The 14,064-nt window shown below is 70.8% G+C and carries 12 protein-coding genes and 1 other RNA gene; all 13 read right to left on the reverse strand.

The window, feature by feature from the left end:
- Positions 1 to 73 precede the first annotated feature (73 nt).
- The gene (gene murC, locus MTBUT4_RS06330; protein WP_173978821.1) at positions 74 to 1,498 is read right to left on the reverse strand and encodes a UDP-N-acetylmuramate--L-alanine ligase; all 1,425 of its coding nucleotides are present in this window, start codon (positions 1,496 to 1,498) and stop codon (positions 74 to 76) included.
- Positions 1,495 to 2,604 (reverse strand): undecaprenyldiphospho-muramoylpentapeptide beta-N-acetylglucosaminyltransferase, encoded by a 1,110-nt coding sequence (gene murG, locus MTBUT4_RS06335; protein WP_173978822.1) that lies wholly within the window; start codon positions 2,602 to 2,604, stop codon positions 1,495 to 1,497. The genes murC and murG overlap by 4 nt, the downstream gene beginning before the upstream one ends.
- Complete coding sequence (gene ftsW / locus MTBUT4_RS06340; protein ID WP_173978823.1) at positions 2,601 to 3,725, reverse strand: putative lipid II flippase FtsW; 1,125 nt, start codon at positions 3,723 to 3,725, stop codon at positions 2,601 to 2,603. The genes murG and ftsW overlap by 4 nt, the downstream gene beginning before the upstream one ends.
- Entirely contained in the window at positions 3,722 to 5,065 is a 1,344-nt protein-coding gene (murD, locus tag MTBUT4_RS06345) for a UDP-N-acetylmuramoyl-L-alanine--D-glutamate ligase (protein WP_173978824.1), read from the reverse strand. Before murD ends, ftsW begins: the two co-directional genes overlap by 4 nt.
- A 4-nt stretch (positions 5,066 to 5,069) precedes the next feature.
- The gene (mraY, locus tag MTBUT4_RS06350; protein ID WP_173978825.1) at positions 5,070 to 6,158 is read right to left on the reverse strand and encodes a phospho-N-acetylmuramoyl-pentapeptide-transferase; all 1,089 of its coding nucleotides are present in this window, start codon (positions 6,156 to 6,158) and stop codon (positions 5,070 to 5,072) included.
- 5 nt (positions 6,159 to 6,163) lie between these two features.
- A complete protein-coding gene (locus tag MTBUT4_RS06355; protein WP_173978826.1) occupies positions 6,164 to 7,555 on the reverse strand; it encodes a UDP-N-acetylmuramoylalanyl-D-glutamyl-2,6-diaminopimelate--D-alanyl-D-alanine ligase in 1,392 nt (463 codons plus the stop codon).
- A complete protein-coding gene (locus tag MTBUT4_RS06360) occupies positions 7,552 to 8,997 on the reverse strand; it encodes a UDP-N-acetylmuramoyl-L-alanyl-D-glutamate--2,6-diaminopimelate ligase (RefSeq protein ID WP_173978827.1) in 1,446 nt (481 codons plus the stop codon). Before MTBUT4_RS06360 ends, MTBUT4_RS06355 begins: the two co-directional genes overlap by 4 nt.
- Positions 8,978 to 10,729, reverse strand: coding sequence for a penicillin-binding protein 2 (locus MTBUT4_RS06365; RefSeq protein WP_173978828.1), 1,752 nt, complete (start codon positions 10,727 to 10,729; stop codon positions 8,978 to 8,980). The genes MTBUT4_RS06360 and MTBUT4_RS06365 overlap by 20 nt, the downstream gene beginning before the upstream one ends.
- Positions 10,726 to 11,349 carry an energy transducer TonB gene (locus MTBUT4_RS06370; RefSeq protein WP_173978829.1) on the reverse strand — a complete coding sequence of 208 codons (624 nt, stop codon included), beginning with the start codon at positions 11,347 to 11,349 and terminating at the stop codon, positions 10,726 to 10,728. Before MTBUT4_RS06370 ends, MTBUT4_RS06365 begins: the two co-directional genes overlap by 4 nt.
- Positions 11,346 to 12,308: a 16S rRNA (cytosine(1402)-N(4))-methyltransferase RsmH gene (gene rsmH, locus MTBUT4_RS06375; protein WP_173978830.1), complete on the reverse strand. Its 963-nt coding sequence runs from the start codon at positions 12,306 to 12,308 to the stop codon at positions 11,346 to 11,348. Before rsmH ends, MTBUT4_RS06370 begins: the two co-directional genes overlap by 4 nt.
- Positions 12,305 to 12,772 carry a division/cell wall cluster transcriptional repressor MraZ gene (locus MTBUT4_RS06380; RefSeq protein WP_173978831.1) on the reverse strand — a complete coding sequence of 156 codons (468 nt, stop codon included), beginning with the start codon at positions 12,770 to 12,772 and terminating at the stop codon, positions 12,305 to 12,307. The genes rsmH and MTBUT4_RS06380 overlap by 4 nt, the downstream gene beginning before the upstream one ends.
- Before the next feature lie 356 nt (positions 12,773 to 13,128).
- An RNA gene (gene rnpB / locus MTBUT4_RS06385) (RNase P RNA component class A) lies at positions 13,129 to 13,542 on the reverse strand.
- Positions 13,543 to 13,700: 158 nt separating this feature from the next.
- On the reverse strand, positions 13,701 to 14,039 hold the full coding sequence (locus MTBUT4_RS06390; protein ID WP_173978832.1) for a phasin family protein: 339 nt from the start codon (positions 14,037 to 14,039) through the stop codon (positions 13,701 to 13,703).
- Between the last annotated feature and the right edge of the window lie 25 nt (positions 14,040 to 14,064).

Here is a 14,064-nt window from a genome sequence, read left to right on the forward strand (position 1 = left end):
ACAACGCCGACGCGGTTCGCCCCCCACCCCAGCCCTCCCCACCAGGGGGAGGGGGTATGCGTGCGGACGGCGATCATTCCGCGCCCTCCCGCTTCGGAAGCTTTTCCAGCTCACCCGGCAGCGCGTGCGCCCACTGGGTGACGGTGCCGGCGCCCAGGCAGACCACCATGTCGCCGGCGTGGGTCAGGTCGTTGACCATGGCCGGCAGCGCCTCGGGGGCGGGCAGCGCGAAGACGTGGCGGTGGCCGTGTTCCTGCAGGCCCTGCACCAGGGCGTCGCGGCTGATGCCCTCCAGGGGCTGCTCGCCGGCGGCGTAGACGTCGGCGACGATCACCGCGTCGGCGTCGTTGAAGCAGGTGCAGAATTCGGGGAACAGGCTGGACAGGCGGGAATAGCGGTGCGGCTGCACCACCGCCACCACGTTGCCGGTGGTGGCCGAGCGGGCCGCCCGCAGCACCGCCGCGATCTCCACCGGATGGTGGCCGTAATCGTCGATGATGGTGACGCCCTTGGCCTCGCCGGTCTTGGTGAAGCGCCGCTTGACCCCCTCGAAGCCGCCCAGGGCCTTGCGCACCACGTCGTTGGGCAGGCCCAGCTCGTTGGCGACGGCGACGGTGGCCAGCGAGTTGAGCACGTTGTGCTCGCCGTACATGGGCAGCCGCAGATCGTCGATCACCCGGGTGGCGCCGGTGACGCGGTCGGTGATGACCACGTCGTAGCGCGCCCCGCCGGGGCCGGTGCGGACGTTGGTGCCGCGGATCAGCGCCTGCGGCGACAGGCCGTAGGTGACGATCTTGCGGTCGGGCACGCGGGCGATCAGCGCCTGCACTTCCGGATGGTCGATGCAGCAGGCGGCGAAGCCGTAGAACGGGATGTTCTCGACGAAGGTGCGGAAGGCGTCGCGGAGCTTGTCGAAGCTGCCGTAATAATCCATGTGCTCGGGGTCGATGTTGGTGACCACCACGCAGGTCGAGGGCAGCTTGGTGAAGCTGCCGTCGCTCTCGTCGGCCTCGACCACCATCCAGTCCGAGGCGCCCAGGCGGGCATTGGTGCCGTAGGCGTTGATGATGCCGCCGTTGATGACGGTGGGGTCCAGCGCGGCGGCGTCCAGCAGGGCGGCGATCAGGCTGGTGGTGGTGGTCTTGCCGTGGGTGCCGCCGATGGCGATGGAGCTTTTCAGGCGCATCAGCTCGGCCAGCATCTCGGCCCGGCGCACCACCGGCACCATGCGCGAGCGCGCCGCCACCAGTTCGGGATTGTCCGGCTTGACCGCCGAGGACACCACCACCACGCGGGCGTCCTTGAGGTTGTCGGCGGTGTGGCCGACCGACACCGGGATGCCCTTCTTGCGCAGGCGGTCGACATTGGCGTTGTCGGCGATGTCCGAGCCCTGCACCGCATAGCCCAGGTTGAACAGGATCTCGGCGATGCCCGACATGCCGATGCCGCCGATGCCGACGAAGTGGATGGTCCCGATGGACAGCGACATCTTCCTCATCGGGCGGATTCCTTGTCGTGCAAGGCGGCGACCAGGTCGGCCAGGCGCGCCGCCGCGTCGGGGCGGCCGGCGGCGCGGGCGCACGAGGCGGCGCGGGCCAGGGTGCCGGGTTGGGTGAACAGCTGCTCCAGGCGGGCGGCCAGGATGTCGGGGGTGAAGCCCGGCTGCGGCATCAGCCAGCCGCCGCCGCAATCATCGACGGCGTGGGCGTTGGCGGTCTGGTGGTCGTCGATGGCGTGGGGATAGGGCACCAGGATCGACGGGCGGCCGATGCTGGTGAGCTCGGCCACCGTCGAGGCGCCGGCCCGGGCGATCACCAGATGGGCGGCGGCCAGGCGCTCGGGGACGTCGGCGAAGAAGCTGTCCAGGGTGGCGGCGATCCCGGTCCCCTGATAGGCGCGGCGCACCCCGTCCAGGTCCTCGGCGCGGCATTGCTGCGCCAGCTCGATGCGGGCGCGCAAGGGTTCGGGCAGGCGGGCCAGGGCGGCCGGCACCACCTCGGACAGCACCCGCGCTCCCTGGCTGCCGCCCAGCACCAGCAGGCGCACCGGCGAAGCCTCGTCGAGGGCGGGATAGGGGGAGTCGCGCAGGGCGGCGATGGCGGCGCGCACCGGCATGCCGGTATGCACCACCTTGGCCCGCACCGCGTCATCCACGTGGGCGACCTGGGCGTAGGAGGTGGCGACCCGGGCGACCCGGCCGGCCAGCAGGCGGTTGGCGCGGCCCAGCACGGCGTTCTGCTCGTGCAGGGCGGCCGGAATGCCCAGCAGGCTGGCCGCCACCACCGCCGGCACCGAGGCGTAGCCGCCGAAGCCCACCACCACCTGGGGCCGCTCGCGCTTGAGGATGGAGCGGGCCTGGATCACCCCCAGGGCCAGTTCGGCGATGCCCTTGAGGCGCGACGCCAGGCCGCGCCCGGCGATGCCGCCGGCGGCGATGCGGAAGGTCTCGATGCTGCCCAGGGTGCCGCCATAGGCGTGGCCGCGACGGTCGGTCATCAGGCCCAGCCGCCAGCCCTTGTCGATCAGCGCGCCGGCCAGCGCCTCGGCCGGGAAGACGTGTCCGCCGGTGCCGCCGGCCGCCAGCAATGCGAAGGGCTTGGTCATTGATCCAGGCCCTCCGTGCCGTAGCGCTTGCGGGTCAGCGCCAGCACCATGCCCATGCCGAGCGCCAGCGCCAGCATGGACGAGCCGCCATACGAGATGAACGGCAGGGTCATGCCCTTGGTCGGCATCAGCCGCAGGGTCGAGGCCATGTTGATGATCGCCTGCAGCCCGAACTGCACCAGCAGGCCGGCCGAGGCCAGCACCACGAACAGGTTCTCCTCCTTCATCAGCCGCGAGAAGCCGCGCAGCACGATGAAGGCGAACAGCGCCACCACCACCAGGCACAGGGCGATGCCGAATTCCTCGCCGGCCACCGCCAGGATGAAATCGGTATGGGCGTCGGGCAGCACCATCTTGACCCGCCCCTCGCCGGGGCCGCGGCCGAAGATGCCGCCGTTCTTGAAGGCGTTCAGCGCCGTCATCACCTGGTAGGCGTCGCCCGCCCCGGGATCGAGGAAGCGATCGACCCGGCTTTGCACGTGGCCGAAGGTGAAATAGGCGCCGATACCGCCGGCCAGGCCGAGCAGTCCCAGCAGCACCACCAGCACCATGGGCAGGCCGGCCAGGAAGAATTGGGTGCCCCAGATGGCGGCGACGATCAGGGTCTGCCCGACATCGGGCTGCAGCAGCAGCAGCAGCGCGGTCAGGCCGAACAGGGCGGTGGCCACCGCCTTGCCGGGGAAGCCGGGGTTGAGGCGGCTTTCCGCGAACATCCAGGCGGCGACCACGGCGAAGGTGGGCTTGGCGAACTCGCTGGGCTGGATCGACAGGCCGCCGAAGGAGATCCAGCGGGTGGCGCCCTTGACCTCGGGCCCCAGGAAAAGCACCGCCAGCAGCAGCACCGTCGAGCCGGCGAAGCCGATCACCCCCAGCCGCCGCACCTGGCGCGGCGACATCAGCGACACCGCCGTCATGGCCGCCAAGGCGGGGATCAGGAAGATGAACTGGCGGCGGATGAAGTGGAACGATTCGGCGCCGATGCGGTCGGCCACCGCCGGGCTGGCGGCCATGGTCAGCAGGATGCCGATGCCGATCAGCGAGAACAGCGCGGCGATGGTCCAGCGGTCGACCGTCCACCACCAGCGTCCGATTACGGAAGTATCGGTGCGGCCGAAAGTCATGCCAGCCCCCTCACCAATTGGCGGAAGGTGTCGCCGCGGTGCTCGAAGCTGCGGAACTGGTCCCACGAGGCGCAGGCCGGCGACAGCAGCACCACCTCGCCCGGGGCGGCGCGGTTGTGGGCGGCCGACAGCGCGGTGACAAGTTCGTGGCAGACGGTGAAGGGCACCTTGCCGTCCAGGGTGGCGGCGAATTGTTCGGCCGCCTCGCCGATCAGATAGGCGCGGGCGATGCGCGGGAACAGCGGCGCCAGCGCCGCGATGCCGCCTTCCTTGGCCTGGCCGCCGGCGATCCAGTGGACATTCTCGTAGCAGACCAGCGCCTTCTCGGCGGCATCGGCGTTGGTCGCCTTGGAATCGTTGACGTAGCGGACGCCGTTGATCTCGGCCACCAGCTCCTGGCGGTGGGCCAGGCCGGGATAGGTGGCGAGGCCGGCGACGATGGTCTCGGGCGCCAGCCCCAGGGCGCTGGCCATGGCATGGACGGCGCAGGCGTTCTGCCAGTTGTGGCGGCCCGGCAACTGCGGCAGTTGGGCCAGGTCGCAGATCTCGCGGCCCTCGTCGCGCAGGGTGCCGTCGGGGGCGGCGACGTGGGCGTCGTAATGCTCGACCGAGATTTCCGCCAGGTCGAGGCCGCGGGCCAGCAGCTCCTGAGCGATGGTGGTGCAGTGCTGGTCGTCGATGCCGATCACCGCCTTGCCATTGGGGCCCAGGAAGTCGAACAGCCGGCGCTTGGCCGCGACGTAGCCCTCGAGCCCGCCGTGACGGCCCAGGTGGTCAGGGGTGACGTTGAGCAGCACGGCGGCCGCCAGGGTCGGCGAGCGCACCAGCTCCAACTGGTAGCTGGACAGCTCCAGCACGTAGATCCCGCCCTCGCCCAACTCGGGCAAATCCAGGGCGGCGGTGCCGAGATTGCCGCCGGCCGCCACCTCCAGCCCGCCGGCCGCCAGCACGTGGGCCAGCAGGGTGGTGGTGGTGCTCTTGCCGTTGGTGCCGGTGACCGCCACGAAGCGGTTGCCCGGCCGGGCGCGGGCCAGCAGCTCGACGTCGCAGACCAACTCGATGCCGGCCGCCCGCGCCCGCTCGGCCACCGGATGCGGCTCGGGATGGGTATGGGGGATGCCGGGGCTCCACACCATCAGCGCGACCTTTGACAGATCGGCGCTCATCAGGTCGGCGATGGGAATGCCCGCCTCGGCGGCGGCGGCGCGGGCCGCCTCGGAATCGTCCCAGGCCAGCACGGCGGCGCCGCTGTCCAGCAGCGCGCGGGCGGTGGCGGTGCCGGAGCGGCCCAGCCCCATCACCGCCACCTGCTTGCCGTCGAGGAAGGGGACGCGGATCATCGGCCTACCTCAGCTTCAGGGTCGACAGGCCGACCAGCGCCAGGATGCCGGCGATGATCCAGAAGCGGATGACCACGGTCGGCTCGGCCCAGCCCTTCTTCTCGAAGTGGTGGTGCAGCGGCGCCATGCGGAACACCCGCTTGCCGGTCAGCTTGAAGCTGGCGACCTGGACGATCACCGAGACCGTCTCCAGCACGAACAGGCCGCCGACGATGGCCAGCACCAGCTCGTGCTTGGTCACCACGCTGATGGCGCCCAGCGCCCCGCCCAGGGCCAGCGAGCCGGTATCGCCCATGAACACCATGGCCGGCGGCGCGTTGAACCACAGGAAGCCGAGCCCGGCCCCCACCAGGGCGCCGCAGAACACCGCCAGCTCGCCCGAGCCGGGCACGTAGTGGATCTGCAGGTAGTTGGCGAAGACCGCGTGGCCGACCAGGTAGCTGATCAGGGCGAACACCCCGGCGGCGATCATCACCGGCACGATGGCCAGCCCGTCCAGCCCGTCGGTCAGGTTGACCGCGTTGGAGGCGCCGATGATGACGAACACCGCGAAGGGGAGGAAGAACCAGCCCAGTTGGATCAGCACGCTTTTCAGGAACGGCACCGCCAGGGCGCCGGCCAGCACGTCGCGCTGCACCGCGTAGATCCAGACCGCGGCGATGGTGGCGATGCCGATCTGGCCGGCCAGCTTGAGCTTGCCCGGCAGGCCCTTGGGGTTCTTCTTCGACACCTTGAGGAAATCGTCGAGGAAGCCCAGCCCGCCATAGCCCAGGGTCACCATCAGCACGATCCACACGTAGTGGGACCGCAGGTCGGCCCACAGCAGGGTGGCCACCGCCAGGGCGATCAGGATCAGGAAGCCGCCCATGGTGGGCGTGCCCTTCTTGGTCAGCAGGTGGCTTTCCGGTCCGTCGGCGCGGATCGGCTGGCCCTGCTTCTGCCATTTCCTCAGCCAGCGGATCAGGCCGGGGCCGATGACGAAGGCGACGACCAGCGCGGTGATCACCGCCCCGCCGGTCCTGAACGTCAGGTATTTGAACAGGTTGAAGACGGCGACGTCGTCGGCGAGGGGGAAGAGCAGATTGTACAGCATGCCTCTCAATTCCCCTCGAGCAAGGCTTTGACCACACGGCCCATGCGGCTGCCCGCCGAACCCTTCACCATCACCACGTCGCCCGGCCGCACCAGGGTCCTGACCAGCGGCGCCAGCGCGTCCGAATTGGCGGCGGTGGCGCCGCGCGTCTCGGGCGGCAGCGCGTCCCACAGATTGGCCATCAGCGGCCCGGCGGTGCACACCAGGTCGATGCGCCACGCCTCCAGCGCCTCGGCCAGGCCGGCATGCAGGGCGGCCGCGCCCTCGCCCAGTTCCAGCATGTCGCCCAGGACGGCGATGCGCCGCGCCCCCTTGCCCGGCCTGACCGCCGCCAGGGTGGCGATGGCCGCCTTCATGGAGACCGGGCTGGCGTTGTAGCTTTCGTCGATCATCTCGGCGGTGCCGCCGGGCAGGTGCAGCAGATGCCGCTCGCCGCGCCCCTTGGGCGGATTCATGCCGCCCAGCGCGCGGGCGGCGGCGGTGGCATCGGCCCCCAGGGCGCCGGCGGCCAGCACCACCGCCAGCGAATTCATGGCCCAATGGGCGCCCGAAACGCCGATGCGGTAGGCCAGCGGGTGCTCGTCGAACAGGGCGAAGACGCAGGTGTCCTCGGGATTGACGCCGCAATCGAGCAGGCGGGCATCGGCATCGATGTGGCTGCCGAAGGTCAGGATGCGCTCGGTTCCGGCGGCCCTGGCGGCGGTCTCGAGGCGGCGGAAATGCGGGTTGTCGCGGTTGAGCACCGCCGTCCCGCCCGGCTCGATGCCGGCGAAGATCTCGGCCTTGGCGTCGGCGATCTCCTCGACGCTGGCGAAATGGGCCATGTGCACCGCCTCGACGGTGGTCACCACGGCGACATGGGGGCGGACCATCCTCACCAGCGGGGTGATCTCGCCCGGGTGGTTCATGCCCAGCTCGAAGATGGCGAAGCGGCAATCGGCCGGCATGCGGGCCAGCGACAGCGGCACGCCCCAGTGGTTGTTGAAGCTGCCCACCGACCAGTGGGTCGCCCCCTGCGGCGCCAGCGCCACCGCCAGCATCTCCTTGGTGCCGGTCTTGCCCACCGAGCCGGTGACGGCGACGATGCGCGCCCACGACCGGGCGCGCGCGGCGATGCCCAGGGCCTGCAGCCCGGCCATGGTGTCGTCCACCAGCAGCAGCGGCAATCCGTCGCAGCCCTCGGGGACGCGGTGGACCAGGGCGGCGACGGCGCCGCTCTCGATGGCCGCCTGGACGTAGTCGTGGCCGTCATGGCTGGGGCCGGCCAGGGCGATGAACAAATCGCCCGGAGCCACCGTCCGCGAATCGATGGAGACGCCGTCGGCTTTCCAGCCGTCGGGGCCGGCGAGGCGGCCGCCGGTGGCGGCCCGGGCTTCCAGGGCGGTCCACAGGCTCATGGCGCCACCTCGGCCAGCGCCTTGCGGGCTTCCTCGGCATCGTCGAAGGGCAGCACCTGGGCGCCGACGATCTGCCCGGTCTCGTGGCCCTTGCCGGCGATCACCAGCACGTCGCCGGCCGCCAGCAGCGCCACCGCGTGGCGGATGGCGGCGGCACGGCCGTCGATCTCGACCAGGCCGGGGGCGCCGGCCAGCACCTGGGCGCGGATGGCACCGGCGTCCTCGGTGCGCGGATTGTCGTCGGTGACGATGGCGATGTCGGCCAGGCGGGCGGCGATTTCCCCCATCTCGGGCCGCTTGCCGGGATCGCGGTCGCCGCCGCAGCCGAACACCGCCACCAGCCGGCCCGAGGCATGCGGGCGCAGCGCCGCCAGCACGGTGGCCAGGGCGTCGGGGGTATGGGCGTAATCCACATAGACCGGAGCGCCCGCCGCCGCGACGGCGACCAGTTGCAGGCGGCCGGGCACGCCCTCGACCTGCTCCAGGGCAGCCAGGGCGTCGGCGCAATCGGCGCCGCAGCCGATGACCAGGCCCAGCGCCGCCAGGGCATTGGCGGCCTGGAAGCTGCCGGCCAGGGGCAGGCGCAGGGTGGCGGCGCGGCCCATCACCTCCAGCGCCAGGGTCTGGCCGTGTGCCTCGGGGCGGGCCGCCACCAGCCTGAGATCGGCGCCGTTGCGCCCGAAGGCGATGATGCGCTGGCCGCGGGTGGCGGCGAGCGAAAGCAGGCGGTCGGCCACCTCGCAATCGGCGTTGACCACCGCCGCGCCGCCCTCGGGCAGCAGCTCGGCGAACAGGCGCAGCTTGGCGGCGGCGTAGCCGTCCATGTCGCCGTGATAGTCCAGGTGGTCGCGGGTGAGGTTGGTGAAGGCGGCGGCCGACAGCCGCACCCCGTCCAGGCGATGCTGGGCGAGGCCGTGGCTGGAGGCCTCCATGCAGGCATGGTCGATGCCGGCATCGGCCAGCTCGGCCAGGATGCGGTGCAGGTCGGCGGCGTCCGGGGTGGTCAGGCTGGGCGAGGGCGGCATCCCGTCGGCGACCACCCCCAGGGTGCCCAGGGCGGCGGCGCGGTGGCCCAGGCGGCTCCACATCTGGCGGGCGAAGCTGGCGGTCGAGGTCTTGCCGTTGGTGCCGGTGACGGCCGCCATCACCTTCGGCTGGCGGCGGTGGAAGGCGGCGCAGGCGAGGGCGAAGCGGCGGCGCGGATCGGCATCGGCGACGACCGGGACGGCGCCGGCGTCGATCTCCACCCCCTCGGGGGCCAGCACGGCGGCGGCGCCGGCGGCGAGGGCGGCGGAAACGAAGGCGCGGCCGTCGGCCTTGGCCCCGGGCAGGGCGGCGAACAGGAAGCCGGGCGCGACCCGCCGCGAATCGCAGGTGATCCCTGCGATTTCGGGGTCGGCGGCCAGGGGGCGGCCCAGAAGTTCACTCAACCGCGGCAACATCTCTACTCCCGTGTGCGGTGGGGGTCCTGGCCATCGAGGCCGGGGCCGGAACCGCCTTCGGCATCAGTCCCATCAGCGGCGCGACCTGGGCCACGATGCGCCCGGTGGCGGGCGCGGCGGTCCAGCCCGCGGTGATGAAACCGTAGGTCTCCTTGGTCGCTTGCGGCTCGTCGATCATGACAAGGACCACGTAGCGGGGGGCATCCATGGGGAAGGCGGCGACGAAGGAGGACAGTACCGCCTTCTTCCTGTAGGAACCGTTGACGGCCTTCTCGGCGGTGCCGGTCTTGCCGCCCACCTCGTAGCCCGGAACCTCCGCCTTCTTGCCGGTGCCCTCGGTCACCACCATGCGCATCAGCTGGCGCACCTGCGCCGAGGTCCTGGCCTTCACCACCCGCTCGCCGGGGATCTCCTCGCCCTCGGGATGGGGCAGCAGGGTGGCGGGACGGAAGAGCCCGCCGTTGACCAGCGCCGCGACGCCCGAGACCAGCTGCAGCGGCGTCACCGACAGGCCGTGGCCGAAGGCGATGGTGATGGCGTTGATCTCGCGCCAGGGCTTGGGCACCAGCGGGGCGCCGATCTCGGGCAGTTCCAGGGTCGGCGTCGAAAGCATGCCCATGCGCCCGAGGAAGCTGCGCTGGAACTCCACCCCGGCCTCCATGGCCATGCGGGCCGAGCCGATGTTGGACGAGTGGATCAGGATCTCGGAGACGTTCAGCCAGCGGTTCTGGGCGTGGTCGTCGTGGATCTCGTGGTTGCCGTACTTCAAGGGCTTGGTGGCGTCGAAGGACGAGCCGATGTTGACCCGGCCGCTCTCCAGCGCCATCGCCGTGTTGAACAGCTTGAAGGTGGAGCCCATCTCGTAGGCGCCCTTGGTGGCGCGGTTGAACAGCGCCTCGGCCTGGCCGGCCGGCGGGTCGTTGGGGTCGTAGTCGGGCAGCGACACCATGGCCAGCATCTCGCCGGTGGCGGCGTCCATCACCATGCCGGTGGCGCCGACCGCGCGGAAGGTCTCGACGGCGCGCTGCAATTCGTTGCGCACCACCGTCTGGACCCGGATGTCGACGGCGAGGCGCAGCGGCTGCTGGCTGGAGCGCAGTCCCTGGTCGAAGCGGCGCTCGATCCCGGCGATGCCCTTGTTGTCGATGTCGGTCATGCCGACGATGTGGGCCGCCAGGGGGCCATGCGGGTAGACCCGCCTTTCGCCCTTCTCGAAGTACAACCCCGGAATCCCCAGGGCATTGACGTCGTATTGCTGGCGTGGGGTGAGGTTGCGCCGCAGGTAGACGAAGGGCCGGCCGCCGGCCAGGCGCGCCCGCACATCGGCCGGGTCCAGGTCGGGCAGCACCGAGACCAGCTTGGTCGCCGCCTCGCCGGCGTCGAGGACTTCGTTGGCCCGGGCATAGAGCGACACCGTCGGCAGGCTGGTGGCCAGGATGATGCCGTTGCGGTCGGTGATGTCGGCGCGCTCCATCTCGAGCCCGTCGGTGCGGGCCTGGGGCAGGTCGCGCGGCCGCGCCGGATTGGCGTCGAGAACCGCCACGTCGATCATGCGCACCCCGATCACCGCGAAGGCGACGAAGAAGCCGACGGCGGTGGCGATCAGACGCGAGCGGCCCGATTCCAGCGCCCGCATGCGCACGCCGTCCAGGCGCAGCGCCGCCGGCCCGTTCTGCAGGTCCTCGCCGGCATGGACGCCGGGCAGGCGCGGCTTGGGCGCGAACAGGCTCACCGCACCTCCCCGCCGGACGACTGGGACTGGGCGACGTTGGGCGACTGGATGACGATGGTCCGCGCCGGGGTTTGCGCGGCCTGGGCATTGGGCCGGATGGGGGCTTCGGCGACCACCGGGCGCGGCTGGAGCGGCGCCGGCTTGGCGGCGACTACGGCCTGCGGCGGCTTGGCGGCGACTACGGCCTGCGGCGGCTTGGCGGCGACTACGGCCTGCGGCGGCTTGGCGGCGACTACGGCCTGCGGCCGGGCAACCGGCTCGGGCTTCGCTGCCGATGCCGATGCCGCTGCCGCCGGCTTGGCGACGGCGATGGCGGCGACAGGTGCGGCAGCAGGCGCCTCGTCGCGGTTCAGGCTCTGCAGGGTGGCGACCTGGGCCGGGACCATCACCTTCATGCCGAGGAATCGCTCCGACAGGCTGCGCAGGCGGGCGGGATCGTTGAGATAGCTCCATTCCGCCTTGAGCACGTGGATGGCCTCGTGGCTGCGGCGGATTTCCTGGTTGAGTTCGGCCAGGCGCGCTTCCTGCTCCTTGACCTCGTGCTTGACGAAGAAAAGGCCGATGCCGGCGATGCCGGCCAGCAGGGCGAAAACGACGGTGCCGACCAGACCCTTGATCATCGGCCTTCTCCCTGGGGCCAGGCCGGATTGCCGGTGCGGATGGCGGCGCGCAGCTTGGCCGAGCGGGCGCGCGGATTGGCGTGGGTCTCGGCGGTGCCGGGGGCGACGGCGCGGCGGTGCAGCAGCGAGAAGGTGGCGGCGCGGCCGAGGGGGGCCGCCGGCAGGTGGCGCGACGGCGCCGCCTCGGCGCCCGAGCGGGCCTTGAGGAAGCGCTTGACCACCCGGTCCTCGAGGGAATGGAAGGTCACCACCGCCAGCCGGCCGCCCGGGGCCAGCACCCGCTCGGCGGCGGCGAGGCCACGCTCCAATTCGCCCAGTTCGTCGTTCACGTGGATGCGCAGGGCCTGGAAGGTGCGGGTGGCGGGATCGATGCCGTCGGCGGATTTCCTGACCACCCGGCGCACCACCTCGGCCAGTTCGCCGGTGCGCTCGAACCGCTTCTCGGCGCGGGCGGCGACGATGGCGCGGGCGACCCGGCGGGCCTGCCTCTCCTCGCCCAGATGGAACAGGATGTCGGCCAGCTCGGCCTCCTCCGATCCGTTGACCACGTCGGCGGCGCTGGGACCCGACCGCTCCATGCGCATGTCGAGCGGGCCATCCTTGGCGAACGAGAAGCCGCGTTCGGCCTGGTCGATCTGCATGGAGGAAACGCCGATGTCCAGCGCCACCCCGTCAACCTGGTTGACATTGCGGACAGCCAGCAAGTTCTCCATGTCGCCGTAGCGGCCCTCCACGATATCGAGGCGACCCGAGGCCGCCTGCGGCAGCGAGCGACCGCGCGCCGCCGCGTCGGGATCGCGGTCGATGGCGATGACGCGGCAATCGGCGCGCTCCAGCAGCGCCAGGGAATAGCCGCCGGCGCCGAAGGTGCCGTCGATGAAGACCTCGCCGTCCTTGGGCGCCAGGGCGGCGACCACTTCGGCCAGCAGGACCGGGATGTGGGGCTGGGCGGCGGTCATTGCGCCTCCCCGCCCTTGGGCTTCAGCGGCAGGGTCGGGCGGGCCTTCAGGGCGCGGGCGCGCACTTCCGCCTCGACCGCGCGGTAGGCCTCGGGCTCCCAGATCTGGAAGGTCTGGCCCTTGCCGACGAAAGCGGCGGCCTCGCCGATGCCGGCATGGGCCATCACGTCCTCGGGCAGCAGGATGCGGCCCTCGGGGTCCCAGGCGAGCTGGCGGGCATCGGCGAAGATCAGCGCCGACAGATCCTCCTGCTCGGCCGAGAAGGCGGCGAAATCCTGGGTACTGTCGGACAGGCGCTGCATGTAGTCCATGCCGCAGCCCTCGATGCAGGCGTTGGTGAACGAGCGATAGGCGACGATGCCGGCGAAGGGCTGGCCGGCCAGGGTCGCGCGGAAGCTCGCCGGGACGCTGACGCGCCCCTTGCGATCGACCTTGTTCACAAATGTGGAGAGGAACAGCCCCATCTCCGCTCGCCTTGCTGAATGCCCCAACCCCTGGCTCCCCCGCCCGAACGCCGCGCACAGTTCGCCTGTGGGCTGCCTTCAGTGGGTACTCATGGGATATCATGGGTCAACATGGGCGTCAATGGTATCGAATAGTAAAAGTGTGGGGAAATAGAGGTTTGGGACAAATTGCGAAAGTTTTTCCTAAAGTAGTCGAAGATACGGCCGTAGCGCATTGATTCCCAATGCGCTTTCGACGTTAGAAGGTAAATATGGCGTAAATACGTTCATGGGGCGTTCAGTGAACGCATGCGCGCCCATGCCATCCCATGGCGTGGGGCCGTTGCCGGGCGGGAACTGGGAAATCATGGGAAAAGTGCGCCAGATGGCCTGTAAGCCGGGTTCTGTCCCATGGTTTCCCATGGTGACGACCATTCATCTGGGACGCCCGTTACCGGGCGCCTCGCGCGACCGACCCGGGCGGCGACGCGGAAGCGCGTTTCGTCCCCGCGCGAACGCGAGGAACAGCCGCCCCTATTTGGTCTTGCTCCCGGTGGGGTTTACCGTGCCGTCCCCGTTGCCGGGGCCGCGGTGCGCTCTTACCGCACCCTTTCACCCTTGCCTGCCGGTGCCTTGCGGCGTCCTGCCTTGCGGCGGGCCGGCGGGCGGTCTGCTCTCTGTTGCACTTTCCCTGGGGTCGCCCCCGCCGGACGTTATCCGGCACCGTGCTTCCGTGGAGCCCGGACTTTCCTCCCCTCGCCGAAACGAAGGGCGGCCGTCCGGCCATCTGGCGCGGCGCCACTGTGGGGCCGCCGCCCGGGCGGCGTCAAGCCCGCAATCGGCGGGGCGAATACTTGCCGTTGTCTTGGACCAGAATAGGGGCTCTACCCGATGACCGCGGAAAAGACGCGTGCGGGGGGCGGTCGCGTTCCCCCCGCACGCGCTGGTGTCACCGCGGCAGCGCCATGACGCCCATGGCCTCGCCCGAGAGCTGGGTCATCAATTCGGCGATCTTGCGCGATTCCTCGACATACTGGTCGTAGACCTGACGGGTGAGGCGCATCTGCGCCTCGACCATCTCGGCCGGCGACTGGCAGTTGCGCAGTTCCTCGGCCGCGGCCAGGTTGTTGCGCATCGACGTCTGCGCGAGCGAGATGAGGCGACCGTTGACCTGGGTCCAGCCGTCCATCATCCGCACCGACATCCGGAACAGATCGCGGCCGGGCTGGTTGGCTGCCAAGTCCTCGCTCGCCGCGACCGCCTTCAATTCACTTCTCCGCTCGCTCATCTTCTTGTCTCCTTCCCTGGCATGG

Source organism: Magnetospirillum sp. UT-4 (genome assembly GCF_902729435.1).
GTDB lineage: Bacteria > Pseudomonadota > Alphaproteobacteria > Rhodospirillales > Magnetospirillaceae > Magnetospirillum.